Source organism: Aquabacter sp., from assembly GCF_965279295.1.
Classification (GTDB): domain Bacteria; phylum Pseudomonadota; class Alphaproteobacteria; order Rhizobiales; family Xanthobacteraceae; genus Aquabacter.
The window spans coordinates 55,962-79,612 of the sequence record NZ_CBDIHQ010000005.1 but is presented as its reverse complement, the minus strand read 5'-3'; the positions used below and the strand labels follow the sequence as shown (position 1 = coordinate 79,612).

At 64.8% G+C, this 23,651-nt stretch carries 23 protein-coding genes and 1 tRNA gene; 12 read left to right on the top strand and 12 right to left on the bottom strand.

The window, feature by feature from the left end:
- Positions 1-136: 136 nt before the first annotated feature.
- The gene (nth, locus tag ADADO0_RS01525; protein WP_511303318.1) at positions 137-973 is read right to left on the bottom strand and encodes an endonuclease III; all 837 of its coding nucleotides are present in this window, start codon (positions 971-973) and stop codon (positions 137-139) included.
- Positions 974-994: 21 nt separating this feature from the next.
- Here nth and ADADO0_RS01520 point away from each other — a divergent pair, with 21 nt between their 5' ends.
- The 4 genes from ADADO0_RS01520 (at position 995) to ADADO0_RS01505 (ending at position 3,341) form a co-directional block, all read left to right on the top strand.
- A complete protein-coding gene (locus ADADO0_RS01520) occupies positions 995-1,516 on the top strand; it encodes a DUF2244 domain-containing protein (RefSeq protein WP_511303317.1) in 522 nt (173 codons plus the stop codon).
- A gap of 43 nt (positions 1,517-1,559) precedes the next feature.
- On the top strand, positions 1,560-2,516 hold the full coding sequence (locus ADADO0_RS01515; protein WP_511303316.1) for a methylated-DNA--[protein]-cysteine S-methyltransferase: 957 nt from the start codon (positions 1,560-1,562) through the stop codon (positions 2,514-2,516).
- A 49-nt stretch (positions 2,517-2,565) separates the two neighbouring features.
- Positions 2,566-2,955 (top strand): TIGR02301 family protein, encoded by a 390-nt coding sequence (locus ADADO0_RS01510; RefSeq protein ID WP_511303315.1) that lies wholly within the window; start codon positions 2,566-2,568, stop codon positions 2,953-2,955.
- Positions 2,956-3,071: 116 nt separating this feature from the next.
- Entirely contained in the window at positions 3,072-3,341 is a 270-nt protein-coding gene (locus tag ADADO0_RS01505) for a hypothetical protein (protein ID WP_511303314.1), read from the top strand.
- Between the two features lie 208 nt (positions 3,342-3,549).
- Here ADADO0_RS01505 and ADADO0_RS01500 read toward each other — a convergent pair whose 3' ends face one another.
- The 6 genes from ADADO0_RS01500 to infC form a co-directional block, all read right to left on the bottom strand.
- On the bottom strand, positions 3,550-5,046 hold the full coding sequence (locus ADADO0_RS01500) for a leucyl aminopeptidase (protein WP_511303313.1): 1,497 nt from the start codon (positions 5,044-5,046) through the stop codon (positions 3,550-3,552).
- 125 nt (positions 5,047-5,171) lie between these two features.
- Complete coding sequence (locus ADADO0_RS01495; protein WP_511303312.1) at positions 5,172-5,915, bottom strand: SDR family NAD(P)-dependent oxidoreductase; 744 nt, start codon at positions 5,913-5,915, stop codon at positions 5,172-5,174.
- Between the two features lie 51 nt (positions 5,916-5,966).
- Positions 5,967-7,463 carry an amidophosphoribosyltransferase gene (gene purF / locus ADADO0_RS01490; protein WP_511303322.1) on the bottom strand — a complete coding sequence of 499 codons (1,497 nt, stop codon included), beginning with the start codon at positions 7,461-7,463 and terminating at the stop codon, positions 5,967-5,969.
- 25 nt (positions 7,464-7,488) lie between these two features.
- Positions 7,489-8,214: a CvpA family protein gene (locus tag ADADO0_RS01485; RefSeq protein ID WP_511303311.1), complete on the bottom strand. Its 726-nt coding sequence runs from the start codon at positions 8,212-8,214 to the stop codon at positions 7,489-7,491.
- Positions 8,215-8,342: 128 nt separating this feature from the next.
- The gene (radA, locus tag ADADO0_RS01480) at positions 8,343-9,743 is read right to left on the bottom strand and encodes a DNA repair protein RadA (protein WP_511303310.1); all 1,401 of its coding nucleotides are present in this window, start codon (positions 9,741-9,743) and stop codon (positions 8,343-8,345) included.
- 221 nt (positions 9,744-9,964) lie between these two features.
- The gene (gene infC / locus ADADO0_RS01475) at positions 9,965-10,501 is read right to left on the bottom strand and encodes a translation initiation factor IF-3 (protein WP_511303321.1); all 537 of its coding nucleotides are present in this window, start codon (positions 10,499-10,501) and stop codon (positions 9,965-9,967) included.
- A gap of 285 nt (positions 10,502-10,786) precedes the next feature.
- Between infC and ADADO0_RS01470 the strand changes: the two genes are divergently transcribed.
- Positions 10,787-11,644: a DUF3108 domain-containing protein gene (locus ADADO0_RS01470; RefSeq protein ID WP_511303309.1), complete on the top strand. Its 858-nt coding sequence runs from the start codon at positions 10,787-10,789 to the stop codon at positions 11,642-11,644.
- Between the two features lie 184 nt (positions 11,645-11,828).
- Here ADADO0_RS01470 and ADADO0_RS01465 read toward each other — a convergent pair whose 3' ends face one another.
- Positions 11,829-12,185 carry a hypothetical protein gene (locus ADADO0_RS01465; protein ID WP_511303308.1) on the bottom strand — a complete coding sequence of 119 codons (357 nt, stop codon included), beginning with the start codon at positions 12,183-12,185 and terminating at the stop codon, positions 11,829-11,831.
- 130 nt (positions 12,186-12,315) lie between these two features.
- Here ADADO0_RS01465 and ADADO0_RS01460 point away from each other — a divergent pair, with 130 nt between their 5' ends.
- The 6 genes from ADADO0_RS01460 (at position 12,316) to ADADO0_RS01435 (ending at position 19,534) form a co-directional block, all read left to right on the top strand.
- Complete coding sequence (locus tag ADADO0_RS01460) at positions 12,316-12,783, top strand: MarR family winged helix-turn-helix transcriptional regulator (protein ID WP_511303307.1); 468 nt, start codon at positions 12,316-12,318, stop codon at positions 12,781-12,783.
- Positions 12,776-14,014, top strand: coding sequence for an HlyD family secretion protein (locus ADADO0_RS01455; RefSeq protein WP_511303306.1), 1,239 nt, complete (start codon positions 12,776-12,778; stop codon positions 14,012-14,014). The genes ADADO0_RS01460 and ADADO0_RS01455 overlap by 8 nt, the downstream gene beginning before the upstream one ends.
- Positions 14,007-15,548, top strand: a complete 1,542-nt coding sequence (locus ADADO0_RS01450; protein ID WP_511303305.1) for a DHA2 family efflux MFS transporter permease subunit — start codon at positions 14,007-14,009, stop codon at positions 15,546-15,548. The genes ADADO0_RS01455 and ADADO0_RS01450 overlap by 8 nt, the downstream gene beginning before the upstream one ends.
- A 94-nt stretch (positions 15,549-15,642) precedes the next feature.
- On the top strand, positions 15,643-17,046 hold the full coding sequence (locus ADADO0_RS01445; RefSeq protein WP_511303304.1) for a glutamine synthetase family protein: 1,404 nt from the start codon (positions 15,643-15,645) through the stop codon (positions 17,044-17,046).
- Between the two features lie 171 nt (positions 17,047-17,217).
- Positions 17,218-18,498, top strand: coding sequence for an NAD(P)/FAD-dependent oxidoreductase (locus tag ADADO0_RS01440; protein ID WP_511303303.1), 1,281 nt, complete (start codon positions 17,218-17,220; stop codon positions 18,496-18,498).
- 871 nt (positions 18,499-19,369) lie between these two features.
- Complete coding sequence (locus ADADO0_RS01435) at positions 19,370-19,534, top strand: DUF3309 domain-containing protein (protein ID WP_511303302.1); 165 nt, start codon at positions 19,370-19,372, stop codon at positions 19,532-19,534.
- Positions 19,535-19,675: 141 nt separating this feature from the next.
- Here ADADO0_RS01435 and ADADO0_RS01430 read toward each other — a convergent pair whose 3' ends face one another.
- From ADADO0_RS01430 to mnmA, 4 genes are all read right to left on the bottom strand, one after another.
- On the bottom strand, positions 19,676-19,864 hold the full coding sequence (locus tag ADADO0_RS01430) for a hypothetical protein (protein ID WP_511303301.1): 189 nt from the start codon (positions 19,862-19,864) through the stop codon (positions 19,676-19,678).
- A gap of 306 nt (positions 19,865-20,170) precedes the next feature.
- Positions 20,171-20,247: transfer RNA gene (locus tag ADADO0_RS01425), tRNA-Met, on the bottom strand.
- A gap of 82 nt (positions 20,248-20,329) precedes the next feature.
- Positions 20,330-20,974, bottom strand: a complete 645-nt coding sequence (locus ADADO0_RS01420) for a class I SAM-dependent methyltransferase (protein WP_511303320.1) — start codon at positions 20,972-20,974, stop codon at positions 20,330-20,332.
- 35 nt (positions 20,975-21,009) lie between these two features.
- Entirely contained in the window at positions 21,010-22,185 is a 1,176-nt protein-coding gene (mnmA, locus tag ADADO0_RS01415; protein WP_511303300.1) for a tRNA 2-thiouridine(34) synthase MnmA, read from the bottom strand.
- Between the two features lie 224 nt (positions 22,186-22,409).
- Here mnmA and ADADO0_RS01410 point away from each other — a divergent pair, with 224 nt between their 5' ends.
- On the top strand, positions 22,410-23,591 hold the full coding sequence (locus tag ADADO0_RS01410) for an ABC transporter substrate-binding protein (RefSeq protein WP_511303299.1): 1,182 nt from the start codon (positions 22,410-22,412) through the stop codon (positions 23,589-23,591).
- Positions 23,592-23,651 lie beyond the last annotated feature (60 nt).

The following is a 23,651-nucleotide window of genomic DNA, read 5'->3' as shown; positions in this document are numbered from 1 at the left end:
AGTATAAAACTAGAAACCGCGGAATATGTCGCCATATTTATGGCGCGGATTGAAACCATATACTTGTCACGTCTAAATTTTAAAAGTGGTGAGGCGAATAAATTATTCGCCTCACCCAATTTAAATACTTTCAGCTTCAACTTGAAGCCGTCTTATCCGGCCAGCGGCACAGATCCTGGATCGGGCAGATCGGGCACTCCGGGGCGCGGGCCTTGCAGATGTAGCGGCCGTGTAAGATCAGCCAATGGTGGGCGTGGAGCTTGAAACGGTCGGGGATGCGCCGGTCCAGCCCAAGCTCGACATCCAGCGGCGTCGCGCCGGGAGCGAGGCCGGTGCGGTTAGCGACCCGGAACAGATGGGTGTCCACGGCGATGGTGGGCACGCCGAAGGCAATGTTGAGCACCACGTTTGCAGTCTTACGCCCCACCCCCGGCAGCGCCTCCAGCGCCTCGCGATCAGGGGGCACCTCGCCGGCGTGACGCTCCAGCAGCAGGCGGGACAGCTCCACCACATTCCTAGCCTTGCCGCGAAACAGGCCGAGCGTGCGGATATATTGCGCCACGCCCTCCTCGCCCAGCGCCACCATGGCGCCTGGAGTGGGCGCCGCCGCGAACAGGCCGCGCGTCGCCTTGTTGACGCCGACGTCGGTGGCCTGGGCGGACAGCACCACGGCGACCAGCAGCGTATAGGGGTCGGAATAATCCAGTTCCCCCTGGGGCTCGGGATCGCGCCGCTCGAAGCGGGAGAAGGCCTCAAAAATCTCCGCGTCCGACCACACCGCGACCGTTCGGCCATGCACGGCGGCTTGCGCATTGGCCACCGCCTTGCGCCGCGCGGGTGGGAGCACAGGCGGCGCGATTTCGGCCTGCAGGCGCGCGGCGAGCGGCTTGGCCTTGGCAACCATGCGCACCGGCGGGGATTTCGGGTTTTCCGCCGGCTTTCGTGAACCTGAGGCTGTGGTCTTGCGGGGCATTCCTCCCCTATAGTGGGCGCCATGACGAAGGCCAATGATCTGCCCTTCCCGGATGACGGCGAACCCACGGTTTTCGCCACCGTGATGGCGCCCCATCGCTCGCTCTCCCCGCGCGGCTTCCTGATCTTCATGCTGGCCATCGGCGGCATCAGCTTCGCTTGCGGCATCACCTTCCTGTCCATGGGCGCGTGGCCGATCCTGGGCTTCTTCGGGCTCGACGTCGTGCTGCTGTATTTCGCCTTCCGCTCCAATTACCGCGCCGCTGCCGCGCGCGAATACATCCGCATCACCCCGAGCCTGGTGCAGGTGCGGCAGGTGTCGGCGCGCGGGGATGCGCGCGATGTCGAGATGAACCCGTTTTTCACGCACATCTCCCGCCGCGACGTGGAAGAATTCGGCACGCTCGACCTCGCCCTGATCTCGCGCCAGGCGCAGACGCAGGTGGGCATCCACCTCGGCCCATGGGAAAAGACCGGGCTGGCGAACCAGTTGAGCGCGGCGCTCGGCGAGGTGAAGCGCGGCGTCACCCGCACGGTGTTCTGAACCGCGCGAAATCGGGTGGGCGCGCGGCGGCCGGAGTGGTGATATGGGCGCGAATACCGACCAGGGAGACAAGCTCGTGCTTGCGCAGGACACCTTCACGCTCGATCTGGGACAGTCATGCGGGCTCGTCGTCCCGACCCCGGCCACGCCGCTGGAGATCGCCGGCGGCGACTATGACATCGTGCGCCAGGCGGTGGCCTATGTGACGAAGCACGTCCACGACCAGCCCGAGGTCGAGCAGATCGCCACGGCGGTGGGCGTGAATGCCCGTGCGCTCACCGACCTGTTCCGCCGCTGGTGCGGGCTCACCCCCAAGGCGTTTCTTCAGGCGGTGACGCTCGACCGCGCGCGCCGCGTGCTCACCGAAAGCTCCAACGTCCTCGATGCGGCGCTCGAACTCGGCCTTTCCGGCCCCGGTCGGCTGCACGATTTATTCGTGGTGCACGAGGCCATGTCACCGGGCGAATGGAAGGCCGGCGGCGCCGGGCTTGAAATCCGCTACGGCTTCCACCCTTCCCCGTTCGGCACCGCGCTCGCCATGTCGACCCCGCGCGGCCTGTGCGGCCTCGCGTTCGCCGACCGGGGTGAGGATGTCGCCGCGCTCGCCGACATGCGGCGGCGCTGGCCCAATGCCACCTTCGTGGAAGACCCCACCGCCACCGCGCCGCTGGTGCGCCGGATATTCGACCCGGAAGCCTGGCGCGAGGACCAGCCGCTGCGCATCGTCTTCATCGGCACCGATTTCGAGGTGCGGGTGTGGGAGACCCTGCTGCGCATCCCCATGGGGCGGGCCACAACCTATTCCACCATCGCCGGCCATGTCGGGCGCCCCACGGCGGCGCGCGCGGTGGGCGCGGCGGTGGGTAAGAACCCGATCTCCTTCGTGGTGCCCTGCCACCGGGTGTTCGGCAAGAGCGGCGACCTTACGGGCTATCACTGGGGCCTCACCCGCAAGCGCGCGATATTGGGCTGGGAGGCCGGCAAGACGCAGTTCGGCTGAACCGGCATCTTGCCTTGACCCGGCCACGCCGGCGCGGCACGAAAGACTGATGCCGCGCCTGCCCACCCTCCTGCTCCTCGCCCTCGCCCTGTGCGGGGGAACCGGCGCCGCGCACGCGGCGGAGGGTTCGACACCGCCCTATGAAGGCGATCTCCTGAAATTGGCGGAACTGCTCGGCGGGCTGCACTATTTGCGGCCGCTGTGCGGCGTGTCCCCGGAGGGGCAGACCTGGCGGCTGGAAATGCAGGCATTGATCGAGGCCGAACAGCCCTCGGAAAGCCGCAAGGGCAAGCTCACCGCCGCGTTCAATCAGGGCTACACCAGCTATGCCCAGGTCTACCGCGCCTGCACGCCTGCGGCGGCGCTGGCGGTGCAGCGGCAATTGGAGGAAGGCTCCAAGCTTGCCCACGAGATCGTGGTCCGCTACGGCGGAAACTGAGCCTTGGCGCGGTGTGGCGCCGCCATTAACCTTTCGTTCAGAACTTCCGCGACGCCACCCGGCGGCATGCTACTCATAGGTCAAGCCGCCCCGCGTCGGGGCGTGGAGAACACCTCGTGTCGAGCACTGGCTACGCCCCCCGTATCCCGGACATCGCCGACGCCGCTTCCGACGAGCGGCACGTCGCATTGTCGTATCTCGGCGATGCATGGACGGAGGCCGTGCGGGACGGTTTGGACGAAGACAGCCTTGTCCAGGCCGCCCTGTTCACCGCGATCCGCTCGCTGGTGGACACCTATGGCGAGGAACCCTGCGCCAGCTATGTGGAAAGCCTCGCGACCCGCATCCGCGCCGGCGAATACACCATGATCGGCCAGCGCCAATAGGCGCGCGTCTGCGCCCGCTTGTCGGTCGCTCACGCTTTCGCAGCACCCTAACGACTCAAAGCCTCAGTCATCCCCGGACTTGATCCGGGGATCCACGCGACGTGGTCGTGACGAACTTAAACGGTCTTCGCGAACGGCGCGGCGTGGATGCCCGGGACAAGCCCGGGCATGACGTCGAACGCGAAAATAGCGTCCGCCTGAAGGACCCTCAGCCCTCGTAATAATCCGCGACCAGCTTATCCAGCAGCCGCACGCCCCAGCCCGAACCCCAGCTCTTGTTGATGTCGCTGGCGGGCGAGCCCATGGCGGTGCCGGCCACGTCCAGATGCGCCCAGGGGGTCTTGTCGACGAAACGCTGGAGGAACTGGGCAGCCGTGATCGACCCGCCGTTGCGTCCACCGGTGTTCTTCATGTCCGCGAAGCGGCTATCGATCATCTTGTCGTATTCCGGGCCGAGCGGCATGCGCCACACCCGCTCGCCGGTGGCGAGGCCCGCCGCCGAGAGGCGGGTGGCGAGTTCGTCGTCGTTTGAGAACAGGCCGGCATATTCCTGGGCGAGCGCCACGAGGATCGCCCCCGTGAGGGTCGCGAGATCCACCATGAACTGCGGCTTGAAGCGATCCTTTACGTACCAGAGCACGTCGGCCAGAACGAGCCGGCCTTCGGCATCAGTGTTGATGATCTCGATGGTCTGGCCGGACATGGAGGTGACGATGTCGCCGGGCCGCTGGGCGGCGCCGTCAGGCATGTTCTCCACGCAACCGATGACGCCGATGGCGTTGACCTTCGCTTTGCGGGCGGCAAGCGCATAGAGCAGCCCGGTGACGCAGGCTGCGCCGCCCATGTCGCCCTTCATGTCTTCCATGCCGCCGGCCGGCTTGATGGAGATGCCGCCGGTGTCGAAGGTCACGCCCTTGCCGATGAAGGCGACGGGCTGGGTGCTGGGCGACGCGCCGTTCCAGCGCATCACCACGACCCGGCTTTCCTTGATCGAGCCCTGGCCGACGCCGAGCAGCGCGCGCATGCCGAGCGCCGCCATCTGCTCATCGTCCAGCACTTCCACCTCGACGCCGACGGCGCGCAAATCCTCGGCGCGTCGGGCGAATTCCGGGGGGTCGAGCACATTCGGCGGCTCGTTGACCAGGTTGCGGGCGAGCGCCACACCATCCGCCAGCGCCTCGCGATCGACCCAGGCGCGGCGCGCGGCCGCCTCGTCCGACACCTGAATGGTGATGGCGAGCGGCATCGGCTCGGTTTCGCCTTCCTTGCGGCGGGTCTTGTAGTGGTCGAACGTATAGGTGCGCAGCCGCATGCCGAGCGCGATCTCGGCGGCAGCGCCGGCCGCAACCGCGCGGCCCGGCAGGTCCACCAGCACGCTGACCTCGCGCGTGCCGCCGGAAATGCGGCCGGCGGCGATGCCGCCGAGGCGTAGGAAGTCGCTGTCCTTCAGATCCGCGCCCTTGCCGACGCCGAGGATGACGAGGCGCTGCACATCCAGCTTGTCCGGCGCGAGCAGATCCAGCGCGCTGCCGAGCTTGCCCTTGAAGCGGTCGGCGTCGATGGCGCGGGTGATGGCGGCGGAGGCGGGCTTCAGCAGCTTGCCGGCCGCCTTGCCGAACCCCAGCGTGTCGTCGGTGAGGACGATCAGCACGCCCTTAACGGCGGCGCCGTGCTTGACGAACTGGATGGTGACAGGCTCGGCCATGGGGCACTCCGGGACACGGCGGCTGCGCGCCGCATTGATTTTCTAGGGCATCTTCGCGCGAACCGGCGACGGCCGCCACGAAGATCGCGGGACTGCACGATGCAGCCGCGGGCGGGAAACGATCCTCAGGCGGGGGCTTGGAAGTCCAGCAGCCGGCGGGTGGGGAAGTCGTAGAACTTCCCTGTAAAGTCGCAGGTGGGCAGGCACAGATCGAGGATGGCGGCGGCCGCAGCCTCCGGCACTTCGAGGCTCATCGGATCCTCGCCGGGAAACGCCTTCTCCCGCATCTTGGTGCGGATCGGCCCCGGATTGAACAGGTTTACCTTAAGATTGCCGGTCACGGTCTCGGCCGCCCAGGTGCGTCCCAGCACCTCAAGCGCCGCCTTGGTCACCGCATAGGGCCCCCAATAGGCGCGCGCCTTGTGCGCGGCGCCCGAGGAAATAAACACGGCGCGGCCGGCGTCGGAGAGCCGGAGAAGCGGGTCCAGCGACCGCACGAAGCGGTAGTTCGCCGTGACGTTGACGCAGAGCGCCTGGTCCCAATCCTTCGGGTCGACATGGCCGAGCGGGGTCACCGGGCCGAGAATGCCGGCATTGCCGACGAACACGTCGAGCCGGCCATACCGCTGGAACAGCGCGCCGCCCAGGCGGTCGATGGCCTCGTAATCGGTGACATCCATCGGCACCAAAGTGGCGCTGCCGCCCTTGGCCTTGATGGTGTCGTCCAACTCCTCCAAGGCGCCCTCGGTGCGGCCCACCGCCACCACATGGGCGCCGGCCTCAGCCAGAGCCAGGGCGGTCGCGGCGCCGATGCCGCGCGTTGCCCCGGTCACAAGGGCGATCCTTTCGGCGAGCGGCCGTTCGGTCATGGACACTTCCGGTTGGCTGGCGGCTGTGATGCCGCCGCCGGGAGCGAGCCGTCAGCTCGCTTCGGCGAGGAGGGAAAGCTGCTGGGAGGCAACCGCGCCCGCCTTGTCGGTCAGGGCGGTGGGATAATCGCCAGTGAAGCAATGGTCGGTGAACTGCGGCCGCGCGGGGTCGCGCGCCTCGCAGCCCATGGCACGATATACCCCGTTCACAGAGAGGAAGGCGAGCGAGTCCGCGCCGATATAGCGCCGCATGCCTTCGAGATCATGGGTGGCGGCGAGCAGCTTGTCGCGGTCCGGCGTGTCGATGCCGTAATAATCGGGATGGGTGATGGGCGGCGAGGCGATGCGGAAATGCACCTCGCGGGCGCCGGCATCGCGCATCATGCGCACGATCTTCACCGAGGTAGTTCCGCGCACCAGGCTGTCGTCCACCAGCACGATGCGCTTGCCTTCAACCACCGAGCGGTTCGCCGAATGCTTCATGCGCACACCCTGGTCGCGGACCGTCTGGGTGGGCTGGATGAAGGTGCGGCCGACATAATGGTTGCGGATGATCCCCAATTCATAGGGGATGCCGGAATACTGGGAAAAGCCGATTGCTGCGGGCACGCCGGAATCCGGCACCGGCACGATCACGTCGGCTTCAGTGAAGCTCTCCTCGGCCAGAACCTGGCCCATCATCTTGCGGACCTGGTAGACCGAGCGCCCGCCGACGATGGAATCGGGCCGAGCGAAATAGATGTACTCGAAGATGCACGGGCGGGCCTGCACCGGCGGGAACGGCTTGTGCGACTGCAAGCCGTCCTCATCGATCACGATGACCTCGCCGTTTTCGACATCGCGGATATAGGTCGCGCCGATGATGTCCAGCGCGCAGGTCTCGGACGCCAGGATATAGGCGCCTTCCAGCTTGCCGAGCACCAGAGGGCGAATGCCGAGCGGGTCGCGCGCACCGATCAATTTCTTGTTGGTGAGGGCGACCAGCGAATAGGCGCCTTCCAGGGAGCGCAGCGCATCGACGAACCGGTCGATGAAGCGCGGTTTCCGCGAGCGGGCTACCATATGCAGGATCACCTCGGTATCGGTGGTCGACTGCATGATGGCGCCTTCGCGCACCAATTGCTTGCGCAGCGACAGGCCGTTCGTGAGGTTGCCGTTGTGGCCCACGGCGAAGCCGCCGGCATCCACTTCCGCGAACAGCGGCTGCACGTTGCGCAGCAAGGTCTCGCCGGTGGTGGAATAGCGCACATGGCCGACCGCCACATGGCCCGGCAGACGCTCGATCACCCGGGCGTCGGAGAAGGTGTCGCCGACCAGGCCGAGGCGGCGCTCCGAATGAAACCGCTTGCCGTCATAGGCGACGATGCCCGCCGCCTCCTGGCCACGGTGCTGAAGGGCATGAAGGCCGATGGCCGTGATCGCCGCCGCGTCCGGGTGGTTGTACACGCCGAAGACGCCGCATTCCTCGCGCAGCCGGTCGCCGTTGAGATCGGCATCCCAATCGCTTGCACCGTCAACGCGGTGCGCGTGGTGATCGTCGCTACCCATGTTCATCAACCCTCCGCTCGGCGGCTCACTGGCCGTTGCCGCGCGTGCTTTCGAGCAACTGGTCAATTCCTTGTCGGTCGCCGCGCCGGTAGCCGACATTTCCGGTCGTCGGGCTTCCATTGGAAGCCGTGACGCCCGGCCCAGTTGCAACAATGGTGCCCCCGGCTCCCCCGTCAGAGCGCTGACCGCCCGGCATCGTGGCCGGCGGCGTGGGCGTTTCGCCCTCTTCGCCTGCCGGCGAGCGCTTCAGTCGCTTAAGAATGGTATTCTCGGGGTCATCCGGCAACAGGGAGACCAGCCAATTCCCTGTGTTTTGCAGCACGGGACGCGATTTTGCGTTCAGGACCCATGGCGGCTGGGTCTTGTCCGGGACCAACCAATTGAAAAACAGGAACGCCACAACCATAACCAGCAGGCCGCGCGCCAGCCCGAACAAAAAGCCCAGGGTCCGGTCGAGCGCGCCGATGCGGCTGTCCAGCACGATGTCGGAGATGCGGGCACTGATGATCGACACAATAAGCAGCGTGCCGAGGAAGAGACCGCCCACGGTTACGGCCAACGCCACCGTGTCCTGGCTAATATACTGCTTCGTGATGGGAAGAAGCTGCGGGTAGAAATACGCTGCGACAGCGGCCGCCGCGACCCAGGATACGATGCTGAAGACCTCGCGCAGCAGCCCACGCACCATGGCGAGCAGGCCGGAGACCAGCATGACGGAGATAACGATCAGATCCAGCAACGTCACGGGCATGGGCGCAGCAGAACCTCCGGTACATCCGCCGGGGAATCAGCGGGAGGGCGTGCCCATGATGCCACAGGCGCCGCGTGGGCGGACCTATAGCCCGAGCGCGGGCTCGCGTCATCCCTCGTTCATGTGTCTCAGCCCTCCTGGCGCGACATCGCAGCTCTGCGTGGCGCGCGGGCCGCAATCCCCGCCACCAGGGCCGCGAGCGAGGACACCTGATCGACCCGGATCGTCCCCTCCGCGCCGTCTCCGACCGGCGGGGCGACCGCCTGGGTGAAGCCAAGCTTCGCCGCCTCCTTCAGCCGGGCCGGCGCCTGCGACACCGGACGCACGGCCCCGGTGAGGCTGATTTCGCCGAAATAGACCGCATCCGCCGGCAATGGCGCCCCGGTGAGCGAAGACACGAGCGCGCCGGCCACCGCAAGGTCCGCCGCCGGCTCGCCGATCTTCAGCCCGCCCGCGACATTGAGATAGACATCGTGCCCGCCGAGCTTGACCCCGCAGCGCGCATCCAGCACCGCCAGCACCATGGCGAGGCGGTTGGTGTCCCAGCCCACCACCGCGCGGCGCGGCGTGCCGAGACTGGAAGGCGCGACCAGGGCCTGGATTTCCACCAGGATCGGCCGCGTGCCCTCCATGCCGGCGAACACCGCCGTGCCGGGGGCACCGGCATCGCGGTTGGAGAGGAACAGCTCTGAGGGGTTGGCGACCTCGGACAGACCGCGCCCGGTCATCTCGAACACGCCGATCTCGTCGGTGGGACCAAAGCGGTTCTTCTGGGCGCGCAAAATACGAAACTGGTGGCCGCCGTCGCCCTCGAACGAGAGCACCGCATCCACCATGTGCTCGACCACGCGCGGGCCGGCAATCTGGCCGTCCTTCGTGACGTGCCCCACAAGGATCACGCACGCGCCGGTCTGCTTGGCGTAGCGCACCATGAGCTGGGCCGAGGTGCGCACCTGGGTGACCGTGCCCGGCGCGGATTCCACCGTGTCGCTCCACATGGTCTGGATCGAATCGATCACCACGAACCGCACCGGCGGGCCGTGCGACAGGGTGGCGATGATGTTTTCCGCATTGGTCTCGGCGGCCAGACCCACATCCGCTGCGGCGAGGCCCAAACGACCAGCGCGCATGCGCACCTGGTCCACCGCCTCTTCGCCCGAGACATAGACGACGCGGTGCCCCGCATTGGCGAGCGCGGCTGAGGCCTGCACCAGAAGTGTGGATTTGCCGATGCCGGGATCACCGCCCAGCAGCAGGATAGAGCCCGGCACGAAGCCGCCGCCCGCCACCCGATCCAATTCGCCGATGCCGGAGACGAGGCGCGGCGGCGGCTTGCTTTCCGATTGCAGGCTTTCCAGCGCCACCAAACGTCCCTTGCGCCCGGACCGCTGGACGGCGGGAACGCTGGACGCAACGTCCGGTTCTTCGGCGATGGTGTTCCACCCGCCGCACGCCTCGCACTTGCCCTGCCAGCGGTTGAACACCGCGCCGCAGGATTGGCAGGCAAAGGTCGGGGGGCGTCTGGCCATGGATGTCCTGCATGCGTCGGATGAGTCGCAACGCGAGCTTAGAACAAAATAAGAACCTTGTCAGGCCAACAAAGCTCTGCGGCCGTCATGCCCGGCCTTGTGCCGGGCAGCCACGTCGATCCCTGAAGCGTTACCCCGCGGAGCCGCATGGATGGCCGGGACACGCCCGGCCATGACAGCTCGACAGATGCTGGAGGGACCTCACCGCAAACTGTACATCCTCACCGGGGGGCGAGGATCATGATCATCTGGCGGCCTTCGAGCATGGGCTCGGCTTCCACCTTGGCGATCGGCGAGACATCCTCGCGGAGCTTCTGAAGCAGCTTGAAGCCGATGTCCTGGTGCGCCATCTCACGGCCACGGAAGCGCAGGGTGACCTTGACCTTGTCGCCCTCCTCGAAGAACCGCTCCATTGAGCGCATCTTCACTTCGTAGTCGTGGGTGTCGATGCCGGGGCGGAGCTTGATCTCCTTGACCTCGACCACCTTCTGCTTCTTGCGCGCTTCGCTCGCCTTCTTCTGGTTCTGGTATTTGAAGCGGCCGTAATCCAGAATCTTGCAGACCGGGGGAACGGAGTTCGGCGCAATCTCGACGAGGTCCAGCCCGGCTTCCTGAGCGAGCAGGATGGCATCGCGGATCGGCATGGATCCCCGGTTTTGCCCCTCACCATCGATGAGCTGGACGTCCTTGACGCGGATCTCTTCGTTGACGCGCGGTCCGTCTTTCTCCGGCGCGACGGGTCTCATTGGGCGACGAATGGCGAAATTCTCCTCTGCCATTAAAGTCTGCTCGACCCCAACACCGTGCAGCCCGGCATGCCGAGGCGCCCCGAGTTTCAGCCGGGTGAGCAGGCGCTGAAGATCGTGATTATCGGCCACAAAGTCAATGTCCTGTGGGCCTCGCGCATGACATAGATATGGTTTGGCCGTGCTGCATCGCGGCAAGACCGATCTCAGCCACAGTTCAGCCGCCTTCGGGCGGCAATCGGGTGGTGCGAGATTCGCCCCGCAGCCATCCGGCTCCGGCATTGCCACGGGCTTCTGATGACCGTTTTCACCACATCGCTCGGCCAGCTTTCCCAGCGCGCTGCGCTTTATGCCGTCGCGTTGGCGGGGGCGTGTGGACCGGCGTTCGCGGACGGCAGTCTCCAGGCGAAATACGCTCTCTCAGTCGCGGGCATCGAAATCGGCCGCGCGAACCTGATCGTCCAGGCCACCGACACGACCTTCGAGATCGCCGGCTCGGGCCGCGTCTCCGGCATCATGCGGGCGGTGTCGTCGGGCAAGGGAACGGCCGCTGCGCGAGGCAGCATGGAGGGCGGCAAGCCGGCGCCCCAGGTGTTCGCCGCCAACACCGAATCCGACGGCAAGGTGGAAGCGATTCGCATCGCCTTCGCGGGCACCGCCGTGAAAGAACTCGACGTCGATCCGCCGACCAAGGTGTTGCCCGACCGCATCGAGTTGACCGACGCCCATAAGATCAATGTAATCGACCCCATGACCGGAGCGTTCGTCAGCGTGCCGGGAACGGCCGACATGCTGTCCGCCGCCGCCTGCATCAAATCCATACCGGTGTTCGACGGCCGGCAGCGTTTCGACGTCACCCTCAGCTTCGTGCGGATGGAGGACGTGAAGGCCGAGAAGGGCTATTCCGGCCCCGCCGTCGTGTGCCGTGCCGGCTATGTGCCCGTCGCCGGCCACCGGCCGGCCCGCTCGACCGTGAAGTACATGCAGCAGAACAAGGACATGTACGTGTGGCTGGTGCCGATCTCCGGCACTCGCCTCATGGCGCCCTTCCGAGTCTCCATCGCCACCCTGATCGGCACCGCAGTTCTGGAAGCCACCAGCTTCGAGACCATGGCCCGCGACAAGACCGTGCCCATCAGCGCGCCCAAACGCTGACCCATCGCGGTCGCCCAATTCGCGACGGGAATCCGCTACCTTCTGTCCACACCCACTAGCCGTAGTATGGGGCAAACCAAGAACATTTCGACAGGCGCGATTCGACCGCGATTCGTTCTCCGCGTGTTCCAAACCGGATGCGGCTAAGCATCGACACCCCAATCCGGGATTTCGGCGATGGCGGCTAGCCGTTGGGCCGCACCATCTTCCGCCCCGGCTCGGCGCGGCCCTGGCACAGGATGATGGGATCGGCGAGCACGCTGCTGAAGCCGCTGCCCTGGTAAACGACCATGTTCGAGGCACCGGGCGGCAGCATGAACGAGCCGTCCACCACCTTCGTCGCGCCCGTATTGGTCATCAGCGCCCAACTGAAGGTGCAGAATTCCGCCGGCGCCCTGGGCAAGGTGTGGCTGCAGATGAGCTGGGTCGCGCCCAGCATCGCCGCACCTGCGCAGCTCGACGCCTGTTCAGCCCGTGCCGGCCCGCACGCGAGCACGGCGCCGAGCACCCCCACAAGCCACCATCCTCCACGCCGCGCCACGGCCTGCTCCTTCATAAATTCATCACCGACGAAATTTGCACCCTTGCATATAGTCAGTCAAACTTATTATATATGCGCTTAAGATAGGCTTGCTTCTGAATTTCCCTATCGGAACCCAAGATGGGACCTTATGCCCAGCACGACACCCACTCTTGGCTTCCTGTTGCACGACGTCGCTCGTCTGCTGCGCAAACGCTTCGAGCAGCGCGCCCGCGACCTCGGGCTGACCCGCGCCCAATGGCAGGCGCTGGCCTATCTCACCAATAACGAGGGCATCCCCCAGGGCCGCCTCGCCGAACTCATTGATGTGGAGCCCATCACGATCGGCCGCATCGTCGACCGGCTGGAAGCGCGCGGCCTGCTGGAGCGCCGCCAGCACCCAACGGACCGCCGGGTATGGCTGCTGTTTCTCACCGAGGCGGCGCGCCCGCTGATCTCGGTGATGCGCGACATCGGCGATGCCACCCGCAGCGATGCCCTCCTCGACGTATCCGAGCCGGAGCGCCAGCAATTGCTGGAAGTCCTCGGCCGCATGAAGACCAATCTGGCGGCGGCGTGCGCCACCCCGGTGGAAGACAAGGAAAAGACCCATGGCTGAGAGCATTTCTCCAAGCCGCACCGATGAGCCGGCCGCACTGACCGGCCTCGACGGCGACACCCGCATCCGACTGCTGGACACCGCCCGCCGGCCCACACCTGAGACGCCTGCACCAGAGGCTTCGGCACCGGAGGCGCCCACCGCCGCCAAGCCGCCGCGCCGCAAGGTGCGCACGCTGCTGTTCCTGCTCCTGCCTGTGGCACTGCTCGCGGGCGGCTATTTCTACGTCACCGGCGGCCGGTTCATGGCCACCGACAATGCCTATGTGCGGGCCGACACGGTGGGCATCTCCACCGACGTTCCCGGCACCGTGGTCGAGATCGCGGTTCACGAGAACCAGATGGTGAAGAAGGGCCAGTTGCTGTTCCGCCTGAAGGACGACAGCTACAGAATCGCGCTCGATGGGGCCCAGGCCCAGTTGGGCACGGTCCACAATCAGATCCTGACCCTCCAGGCCAGCTACAAGCAGGCGCTGGTGCAGATCAAGCAGGCGGAGACCGACCTGCCGTTCTTCGAGACCGCCTATAAGCGGCAGAAGGACCTGCTCGCCACCGCCGCCGCGTCGCAGGCCTCCCACGACAGCGCCAAGCACGACCTGGAAGCCGCGCAGCAGAAGGTCGCCGTCGCCAAGGCGCAGGCCGACGCCATGCTGGCCCAGCTCGGCGGAGACCCGAACCAGAAGCTGGAGGACAACCCGTTCTATCTCCAGGCGGCATCTGCCGTGGATCGCGCCAAGCGCGACCTTGAGGACACGGTGGTCCATGCGCCATTCGACGGCGTTGTGGCGAACGTCAATTCGCTCCAGGTCGGCTCCTATCTCCAGGTGTCGCAGCCGGGCTTCGCCTTGGTCTCCACCGACAGCATGTGGATTGAGGCCAATCCGAAGGAAACCGAGCTGACTTATGTGAAGCCCGGCCAGCAGGTGTCGATCTTCATCGACACCTATCCCGACCATGAGTGGACCGGGACGATCGAGAGTATCAGCCCCGCCTCCGGCTCCAGCTTCTCGCTGCTGCCTGCGCAGAACACGACCGGCAACTGGGTCAAGGTGGTGCAGCGCATCCCCATGCGGGTGCATGTGAACCCCGCCCCCGGCAATCCGCCCCTGCGCGCCGGAATGAGCGCGGTGCTGGAAATCGACACCCGCCACACGCGCGGCCTGCCGACCTTCCTCACCCATCTGTTCGGCGGGGCGAACCCCACCGCCACGGGCAGTGCATCCAATGGCTAGCATCGGCGCGGCGCCGTTCCAGCCGGTCGCCAATCGCGGCATGATCACGGCCTGCGTGATCCTCGCAGTCATCATGCAGGCGCTGGACACCACCATCGCCAACGTGGCGCTGCCGTTTATCCAGGGCAGCGTCGCGGCCAGCCAGGACCAGATCAACTGGGTCCTGACCTCCTACATCGTCGCCGCCGCCATCATGACGCCGCCCTCCGGCTATCTCTCCGGCCGGTTCGGGCGCAAGCGCGTGCTGACCGTCGCGATCATCGGCTTCGTCGTGGCGTCCATGCTCTGCGGACTGGCGCAATCGCTGCCGCAGATTGTCGGCTTCCGCCTGATGCAGGGCTTCTTCGGCGCCGCCCTCGTGCCGCTGTCGCAGGCGATCCTGCTCGACATCTATTCCGCCGAGGAGCGCGGCTCCGCCATGGCGCTGTTCGGCGTCTCGGTCATGGTCGGGCCGGTGCTCGGCCCGGTGATCGGGGGATGGCTGACCGACCATATCAACTGGCGCTGGGTGTTCTACATCAACCTGCCCATCGGCGCCCTGGCCCTGGCCGGCGTGTCGGCGTTTGTGACCGAGACCCGGGCCGACACCAAGGCCTCGCTGGATTGGCTGGGGTTCGGCTCGCTCAGCATCGCCATCGCCTCGCTCCAGCTGTTTCTCGACCGGGGGGAGCAGTTGAACTGGTTCGCCTCGGGCGAGATCATGGTGGAGGCGCTGGTCTGCGCGATCGCGTTCTACATTTTCCTGGTCCACACCTTCACCGCCAGGGGCAAGTCGTTCGTGAACCCGAAGATGTTCCTCGACCGGAATTTCTCGGTCGGCATGCTGTTCATCTTCATCATCGGCATCACCTATCTCGCGTCCATGTCGCTGATGACGCCCTATCTGCAAACGCTGATGGGCTATCCCGTGGTCACCGCCGGCCTTGTGATGGGTCCGCGCGGGCTCGGCACCATGATGTGCATGTTCCTGGTCGGCCGGCTCGCCGGGCGGGTCGATACCCGTATCCTGCTCGCCATCGGCCTCGGCCTTACCGCCTGGGCGATGTACGACATGACCGGATGGACCCCGGATGTGTCCCAGCAGACCATCGTCATCACCGGCTTCGTCCAGGGCGCGGGCCTCGGCTTTCTGTTCGTGCCGCTCACCATCGTCACCTTCGCGACACTGCCCGCCCATATGCGCGCGGAGGGAACGGGGCTCTACAATCTGTCCCGGAATATCGGCTCAAGCGTCGGGATTTCGGCGGTCTCGGTAATCCTCACCGAGAGCATCCAGATCAACCACGAAACCATCTCAAGCTACGTCACGCCCTATAACAGGATACTCCAGGCGGCACAGGGGCTCGATCCCAGCACGCTGGCAGGACGCGGCGCGCTGGACGCCATGGTGACCTCGCAAGCGACCATCATCAGCTACATGAACGACTTCAAGCTGATGATGATCCTGTCCCTCGCGGCTATCCCTTTGGTCCTGCTCCTGAAAAGCGCACCCAAGGCGGCCGCCGATCCCGAGCACGCCATGGTCATGGAGTAAGCGAAAGACACCGCGCATGTCAGCCGCGCGTTGACACTTGACCCGCCGCCAGTGTTCCCTGGGCGCAAGCGTGGGGGTCACGCCAGAGGATATCATGGCGAAAAAGCGATCAGGCGGACACGAGGCAGCACTGTCATCTCCGAGAGGTGTGGCATCGCTGGCCGAGGCGAAGGCCTGGATGGTGGCGCGCGGTATCACCGAGATCGAGTGTACCGTCCCCGATCTTGCGGGTGTTGCGCGCGGCAAGATCATGCCGGCGTCGAAGTTCCTGTCCTCGCCGGTGATGAACCTGCCGCTCTCGATCTTCTTCCAGACCATTTCGGGCGAATATCCCGAATATGCCGGCCTGGTGGATTCCGTCGTCGCGGATTCCGATCTGGTGATGGAGCCGGACTTCTCCACCCTATCCACCGTGCCTTGGGCGCAAGACCCGACCGCCCAGATCATCCACAACGCCTATCACCGCGACGGGCGCCCGGTGGAGCTTGCCCCCCGGCAGGTGCTGAAGAACGTTCTCAATCTCTACGCCAAGCGCGGCTGGAAGCCTGTCGTGGCGCCGGAGATCGAGTTCTACCTTGTCGAGCCCAACACCGACCCGGACTATCCCCTGAAGCCGCCTGTCGGGCGCTCGGGCCGTCCGGAGATCGGCCGCCAGTCCTATTCGATCCAGGCGGTTAACGAGTTCGATGCCCTGTTCGAGGACATATACGATTATTCCGAGGCCCAGGGCCTCGAGATCGACACGTTGATCCACGAGGACGGCGCGGCGCAGATGGAAATCAACCTGCTCCACGGCGACCCGCTGGAACTGGCCGATCAGGTGTTCCTGTTCAAGCGCACCATCCGTGAGGCGGCGCTGGCCCACAAGATCTATGCCACCTTCATGGCGAAGCCGATCGCCAACGAGCCGGGCAGCGCCCTGCATATCCACCAGTCGGTGGTCTCGGCCGAGACCGGCAAGAACATCTTCTCCGACAGCGATGGCGACCCGACCCCGGAATTCTTCTCGTTCCTCGCCGGCCACCAGAAGTACCTGCCGTCGGTCATGTGCATCCTGGCGCCTTACGTGAATTCCTATCGGCGCCTGACCCGCGATTCCATGGCCCCCATCAATGTCCAGTGGGGCTATGACAACCGCACCGCCGGCCTGCGCGTGCCCCCTGCCCCGCCGTCCGCCCGCCGCGTGGAAAACCGCGTTCCCTCCTCGGATGCCAACCCCTATCTGGTGATCGCCGCCTCGCTGGCGTGCGGCTATCTCGGGATGGTCAACGGCCTGCGCCCCACCGAGCCGCTGGAGGGCGACGCCAAGAACCTGGACTTCGACCTGCCGCGCGGCCTGCTGGAGGCGGTTGCCGCCTTCGAGGAGAACGAGGATATCGCCGGGGTTCTGGGCCGGAGCTTCGTCACCACCTATTCTGCGGTGAAGCAGGCCGAATTCGAGACCTTCATGCGGGTGATCTCCCCCTGGGAGCGTGAATATCTGCTGCTGAACGTCTAAGCGGCGCGGCCTCCTCGATCATTCCCTCTCCCGCTTGTGAGGGATGGCGTGGTGCTGCCATCCCCAGGGGCTCCTGCCCCCTCCCCAGCCCTCCCCCGCAAGCGGGAGAGGGGGTTTTGGGCGGTGACATCGAAGGGGTCCGCGCCCGGCATATCGGCGGAAAGAGATCCCATGACCAAGCACGGACATCCCAATTCCTGGTATGCGGCGACCGCGAACGCGCTGCCGGAACAGCCGCAATTGCGCGAGCATGTCAGCGCGGATGTCGCCATCGTCGGTGCCGGTTTCACCGGCCTCTCCGCCGCGCTCCACCTCGCCGAGAAGGGGCTCAAGGTGGTTGTGCTGGAGGCGGGGCGGATCGGCGGTGGCGCGTCCGGCCGCAACGGTGGGCAGATCCATTCCGGCCAGCGCCGCGACCAGGACTTTCTCGAACAAGCTGTCGGCAAGGACGATGCCCGCGCGCTCTGGACCATGGCGGAGGACGCCAAGGCGCTGGTACTCGACCTCATCGCCCGCCACGACATCCAGTGCGACTACCGGCCCGGCCTGATCCATGCGGACCACAAGGAACGCTATGTCGCGCAGTCCCATGCCTATGCGCGCCATCTCGCAGACACCTATGGCTACGACAAGATCGAACCGCTCGACCGCGACCAGATCCACGCCCTGGTGGGCGCACCGGCCTATTATGGCGGCACCATCGACCACGGCGCAGGCCATCTGCATCCTCTGAACTTCGCGCTGGGCCTCGCCCGCGCCGCCATGGCACAAGGGGTGAGGGTCTACGAGAACACGCGCGTCGTGCGCTACGAGGATAGCCACGGCTTGACCGTGGACACCGCCGAGGGCGGGCAGGTCAGCGCGCAATTCCTGCTGTTGTGCGGCAACGGCCTGATGGACGGTCTCGACCGCACGGTGGACGAGCATGTCATGTCCATCAACAACTACATCGCCGTCACGGCCCCCCTGGGCAACCGAGCCAAATCCATCATCGCCAACGGCGCGGCGGTCGCCGACAGCCGGTTCGTGGTGAATTATTTCCGCCTGACCCCGGACAATCGCCTGCTGTTCGGCGGGGGCGAAAGCTATCGGCCCAGTTTGCGCGACAATGTCATGGATTTCGTCCGGCCCTTCATGCTGCGCATCTTCCCGCAACTCACCGACGTGAAGCTGGATTACGGCTGGGGCGGCACGCTGGGCATAACCATGACCCGCCTGCCGTTCGTCCGGCGGCTATCGGATCATGTGCTGACCTCCGCCGGCTACAGCGGACAGGGGGTGGCTATTGCGCCGCTCTACGGGCAGATCCTGGCCGAGGCGATCGCCGGACAGATCGGCCGCATGGATGTCCTGGAGCGCCTGCCGGTTCCCCGCTTCATCGGCGGCACCGCGCTGCGCTATCCCTTGCTGGTGGCCGGCCTCACCTACTACGCCCTGCGCGACCGGCTATAAGACCGAGCGCAGGTGCGCGCGGATACAAAGCCGTGGAAATGAGAACCTCAAGCCTATTTCTGACACTGCATGACGAACGTATACTTATAAAGTATTGGATTATAATATCTTTTGTTTCTGCATATATGAGGTCAATTTAAAGAAATTCTCAAATTACAGATCAAATACAAGACACTCGATTTGGAAATATTATTGAAAAACATAAGGACGTGAAATTTATATAGCCCTACGGCTAAGCACCGCCGCCGCCACGCGTCGCTTACAGCGAGGTGGCCGAGAAAATCCCGAACGACATAAAAAATAAGGCCATTCCGAAAAGCACCACTAACAGTACACGGTTGCTTGGGATCATATTTTTCATAACTTATTGACCGGGGTCGGGAGCGTGTTTGATTTATTTAATATTATTTTTTCCGAAATAGATGGCGACCGCATGGCTAAGGAACGCTTCTATCATCTTCATCTGTTTTTATATTCTTGATTTCAATATTATTCGGAATCGCTGGCCACAGGCGAAGCGCGAAGACGGTCAATCCAGCACATAGCAAAAAGATAAGGGGGGAAATTAGGAGGATGGTTTCTTCCAAGGGAATGCTCACAGGCCTTAAAGGCGGGAGCGCAATCATCTCTCGGCCGGCGGTGCCTCCAATTGGAATACCGACGATTTCCTATCTTAAATTAGGTATTTACAAAAAGATACTGGAATTTGTTGAAATCCCTGCTGCTGCTTGACTCTCTCCATTGGTAGCCTGCCCGGCCCTACCCTCAGCGGCCGCAAGATGGGGCACATAGTCAAACGACGTCGGACGGAACAAATCTCCACCATGCGACTTTACACCCAAGCTTGACCGTAAAGCTTGGAGATGCCGTCATGAGCCTTCTATTAATTCTGATCATCCTTATTCTAGTTTTCGGTGGCGGTGGTTTCTTTTATGGCGGCGGGCGCTACCGAAACCAGGGATTTGGCCTCGGTGGAATTCTTCTTCTGATATTGATTGTGCTGCTGCTGACCGGCCGCCTTGGCCCGATTATGTGAGTGGTGGAGGCGACCCACTATCAGGGTCGTAGCCTTGGGATAAGGAAGGAGTGGCAAAATCTGCCACTCCTTGCGTAAACGGGTTGGCGCCGTGCTTAACTTCCGGGTGCAGAGCCTCGTAAGCTGCCTTGACGCGCCTTTTCAGCCAGTGCGAGGCTGGTACCAGAGATCGTCAAGATAGGCGTCGGCAGCCGCCCGTGAGCGAAACGGACCCGCGTGGATCATCTGCTCGGGATCCACCAGGTAAAACCCGTAGCCGGTGTATCCATCTGGCACGGCCATATTCAGGTCGTCGAAAAGCACCACATGAAGATCGGCAGGTCTCGCCATTCTGGCGTCTCCCTCTGGCTGGCTTCGGATAGCTTTCGGCCACAGCGCCTCAGCCACCCATCGTTCTCAGCCGACAACTGCTCAGGCCTCAATCCGGCCGCTACACGAGCTTTCAGCGCTACACCAGGGCGGAAAGCGGGCGCGCAACGCCCCGATTCCGTATTGCATCCGTGTTGCACGGCGTCTTTGGAAGCGGGTAAAAACCGTTGGAAATCAACGAAAGCCGATGGCGACTGAAACAGCCCTATTGAGTAGGCATTTGGCAGAATCGCTGATCTAATTCATTGAATTTGAAAGATAAAAATCTGGTAGCAGCGGGCGGATTTGAACCGCCGACCTCCGGGTTATGAATCCGGCGCTCTCACCAACTGAGCTACACTGCCATAGCGCGCCGGAACATGCCCGGCCACGCAGAGGAGCGCATATATCTGCGCGTCCCCGCCGGTGTCAAGAAAGCGGATGGCTTCAGCGCGGCGCGCGGCGGATCCGGGCCAGCTTGAAGAAGCCCGCAGGGAACACCGGCGAGATTTCCAGCACTTCCATATCAGGGTGTCGCGCGGCCCAACTGGCGAATCGGCCGGACTTGAAGGCGATGCTCCAGCCCACCTTCTTCACCAGCGGCGCCAGCGCCTGCTCGAAACGCATCGCTGCGCCTTCATTGGCGCCGAGCTTGGAGGCGAGGATGATCTCGCCACCCGGCTTCAACACCCGGCGCATCTCATCGAGCGCGCCTTCTGGGTCCGGAACCAGGGTGATGACGAACGGCACGGTGATGGCGTCGAACGTCTCATCCTTGAAGCCGAGCGCGCAGGCGTCCATGGCGGCCAGCAGCGAAACCTGGGTGAGGTGGCGCCGGTGCTTCTTTTCCACAGCCTTGCGCAGCATCTGGAACGACAGGTCGATGCCGGTGACGTGGCAACCCTTGGGATAATAGGGGAGCACGAGGCCGGTGCCGACGCCGACTTCGAGAATGTTCGGGCCGCAACGGGCTGCTGCCTGGGCCGCCTTGCGCTGGGCGTCCGCCAGCAACTTCTCATAGACCGAATCGTAGATGGGCGCCCATTTCGCGTAGGCGCGTTTTTGACCTTCGAGATCGTACTGGACCGCCATGGTGTTCTTCGCCCCAGCCTTATCGCCCAACTAAATTATGCCACGCGCGCCCTTAAGACATCGCCTGCGACCGCTGCGCGCAGGATCGTGCCGCCGCCCAGAAGGCGTGCAGCGCCATCGGCAGCGTCATAGAGCACACACGCCTGCCCAGGCGCCACCCCTTCCTCTCCGTCGTGGAGCCGCACCACGGGCCGGCCGCTGGCATCCACGTCCAGGTGAGCCGGCGCGGGCGCGCGGGTGGAACGGACCTTCACGAACACCACGGCCTGCGCCGCGCAGGCGTCCGCAAACGGCATGTCGCCGAGCCAGTTCACGTCGCCGACGTGAACCGTGCGCACCAGAAGCGCCTCGCGCGGGCCGACCTTGACCTCGCGCCGGTGGGCGTCGATGGAGAGAACATAGAGCGGCTCAGGCGCGGAGAGGCCGAGGCCCTTTCGCTGTCCGATGGTGTAATGCATCACGCCGCGATGCCGGCCGAGCACGCGCCCGTCGAGATGCACGATGTCTCCAGCCTCACCCGCCTCTGGGCGCAGACGCTCGACGATGCGGGCATAATCACCGCCGGGAACGAAGCAAATGTCCTGCGAATCCGGCTTCTCCGCCACCGGCAGGCCAAGTTCCGCCGCCAGGGCGCGCACGTCCGACTTGCGCATGTGGCCAAGCGGGAAGCGCAGGCCGGCCAGCTGCGCCTGCGTGGTGGCATAAAGGAAATAGCTCTGGTCGCGCGCCTCCTCGGCGGCGCGAAACAAGGCGCGGCGCCCGTCCGGCAGCGCACGGCTCGACACATAATGCCCGGTCGCCAACACGCTAGCGCCGAGATCCACCGCCGTGGCGAGGAGGTCGCGAAACTTCACCGTGCGATTGCAGTCGACGCAGGGGATCGGCGTGCTGCCGGAGGCGTAGCTGTCGGCGAACCGCTCGATCACCTCTTCCCGGAACCGGCTCTCGTAATCCAGCACGTAATGGGGAATGCCAAGTGACTGCGCCACCATGCTGGCGTCGTAGATGTCCTGACCGGCGCAGCACGCACCCTTGCGATGGGCGGCCTCCCCGTGGTCGTAAAGCTGAAGCGTGACGCCGATGACGTCATAGCCGCCGCGCGCCAGCAGCCCCGCCACCACCGAAGAATCCACGCCGCCCGACATGGCAACAACCACGCGGGTCGAGGCCGGATCGGGTCCGCCGGGGCCGATGATATCGTCGAGGGTCATGGGAGGGTCAGGCGTCCGGTCGTGATCAAGGCAATGCGCGCGTGTGCGCCGAGGGCAATTCGAGAGACTAATATAGAAATCTTCCGCGCGGGCGCAATGCAGCGGGGATGCGCGCCGTACGCGCGAAGCACGGCTTTGTTTGATCCTGTGCTTGTGAGGCGGCAGCGACGATGCCAGGGTGCCGCCAACGAAGTGTAGACGACAACCAAGAGGGGCCCTCGGCCATGATGTGTGGACTGGATCTTCGCCGCGCGGGTGCCGCTGCGGCACTGGCGATGCTGCTGTCAGCCGGGACGGCGGCGGCCGATCCGGTGAAGATCGGCCTCGTCTCCACCCTATCCGGCCCCTCGGCGGTGCTGGGCCAGCATATGCGCGACGGATTCCTCCTCGCGGTGAAGGAACTGGGCAGCAAGCTCGGCGGACAGGAGACCGAGGTGATCGTCGTTGACGACGAACTGAAGCCCGACGTCGCCGTGCAGAAGGTGAAGGGCCTGCTGGAGCGCGACAAGGTGGACTTCGTCGCCGGCGTCGTGTTCTCGAACGTGATGGGCGCGGTGGTGAAGCCGGTCACCGGCAACGACACCTTCCTGATCTCCGGCAATGCCGGCCCCTCGACCATCGCCGGAGCGGGCTGCAGCCCGTTCTTCTTCTCCGCCTCCTACCAGAACGACCAGAACCACGAGGTGCTCGGCCAGTATGCCCAGTCCAAGGGCTACAAGAAGGTCGTGCTGATGGCGCCCAATTATCAGGCCGGCAAGGACGCGCTGGCCGGCTTCAAGCGATATTTCAAAGGCGAGGTGGTGGACGAGATCTACACCCCGCTCGGCCAGCTCGACTTCTCGGCGGAACTCGCCAAGGTGGCGGCGGCTAAGCCCGACGCCTTCTTCACCTTCATGCCCGGTGGCATGGGCGTGAACCTGGTGAAGCAGTATCGCCAGGCCGGCCTTGCCGAGACCATCCCGTTCCTGTCCGCCTTCACGGTTGACGAGACCACCCTGCCCGCCACCGGCGATGCCGCGCTCGGCTTCTATTCCGGCGCCGCCTGGGCGCCCGATCTCGACGTGCCCGCCAACAAGACGTTCGTTGCCGCGTTCGAGAAGGAATACGGCTACATCCCCGCGCTCTATGCCGCGCAGGGCTATGACGCCGCCAAGCTGATCGACAGCGCGATCAAGGCCACCGGCGGCAAGCTTGGCGACAAGGACGCGGTGCGCGCGGCGCTGAAGAAGGCGGACTTCACCTCGGTGCGCGGCAACTTCAAGTTCAACACCAACCAGTTCCCGATCCAGGACTTCTACCTCGTCAAGGTCGGCAAGCGCGGCGACGGCAAGGTGGAGACCATGATTTCCGAGAAGGTGTTCGCGAACTACGGCGACGCTTATGCCGAGAAGTGCCCGATGAAGTGAGAGGGGTTTCAACGCGGTAGACGCCCTCTCCCGCTTGCGGGGGAGGGCTGGGGAGGGGGC

Bases quoted from the DNA above. Each gene is read 5' to 3' on its own strand.
- ADADO0_RS01430 (WP_511303301.1), bottom strand. From the start codon at position 19,864: ATGGCGAGACCTGCCGATCTTCATGTGGTGCTTTTCGACGACCTGAAT.
- ADADO0_RS01515 (WP_511303316.1), top strand. From the start codon at position 1,560: ATGGGCGCGAATACCGACCAGGGAGACAAGCTCGTGCTTGCGCAGGAC.
- nth (WP_511303318.1), bottom strand. From the start codon at position 973: ATGCCCCGCAAGACCACAGCCTCAGGTTCACGAAAGCCGGCGGAAAAC.
- ADADO0_RS01520 (WP_511303317.1), top strand. From the start codon at position 995: ATGACGAAGGCCAATGATCTGCCCTTCCCGGATGACGGCGAACCCACG.
- radA (WP_511303310.1), bottom strand. From the start codon at position 9,743: ATGGCCAGACGCCCCCCGACCTTTGCCTGCCAATCCTGCGGCGCGGTG.
- mnmA (WP_511303300.1), bottom strand. From the start codon at position 22,185: ATGACCCTCGACGATATCATCGGCCCCGGCGGACCCGATCCGGCCTCG.
- ADADO0_RS01440 (WP_511303303.1), top strand. From the start codon at position 17,218: ATGACCAAGCACGGACATCCCAATTCCTGGTATGCGGCGACCGCGAAC.
- ADADO0_RS01410 (WP_511303299.1), top strand. From the start codon at position 22,410: ATGATGTGTGGACTGGATCTTCGCCGCGCGGGTGCCGCTGCGGCACTG.
- ADADO0_RS01435 (WP_511303302.1), top strand. From the start codon at position 19,370: ATGAGCCTTCTATTAATTCTGATCATCCTTATTCTAGTTTTCGGTGGC.
- ADADO0_RS01485 (WP_511303311.1), bottom strand. From the start codon at position 8,214: ATGCCCGTGACGTTGCTGGATCTGATCGTTATCTCCGTCATGCTGGTC.
- purF (WP_511303322.1), bottom strand. From the start codon at position 7,463: ATGGGTAGCGACGATCACCACGCGCACCGCGTTGACGGTGCAAGCGAT.
- ADADO0_RS01510 (WP_511303315.1), top strand. From the start codon at position 2,566: ATGCCGCGCCTGCCCACCCTCCTGCTCCTCGCCCTCGCCCTGTGCGGG.
- ADADO0_RS01420 (WP_511303320.1), bottom strand. From the start codon at position 20,974: ATGGCGGTCCAGTACGATCTCGAAGGTCAAAAACGCGCCTACGCGAAA.
- ADADO0_RS01450 (WP_511303305.1), top strand. From the start codon at position 14,007: ATGGCTAGCATCGGCGCGGCGCCGTTCCAGCCGGTCGCCAATCGCGGC.
- ADADO0_RS01470 (WP_511303309.1), top strand. From the start codon at position 10,787: ATGACCGTTTTCACCACATCGCTCGGCCAGCTTTCCCAGCGCGCTGCG.
- ADADO0_RS01495 (WP_511303312.1), bottom strand. From the start codon at position 5,915: ATGACCGAACGGCCGCTCGCCGAAAGGATCGCCCTTGTGACCGGGGCA.
- ADADO0_RS01500 (WP_511303313.1), bottom strand. From the start codon at position 5,046: ATGGCCGAGCCTGTCACCATCCAGTTCGTCAAGCACGGCGCCGCCGTT.
- ADADO0_RS01445 (WP_511303304.1), top strand. From the start codon at position 15,643: ATGGCGAAAAAGCGATCAGGCGGACACGAGGCAGCACTGTCATCTCCG.
- ADADO0_RS01455 (WP_511303306.1), top strand. From the start codon at position 12,776: ATGGCTGAGAGCATTTCTCCAAGCCGCACCGATGAGCCGGCCGCACTG.
- ADADO0_RS01460 (WP_511303307.1), top strand. From the start codon at position 12,316: ATGCCCAGCACGACACCCACTCTTGGCTTCCTGTTGCACGACGTCGCT.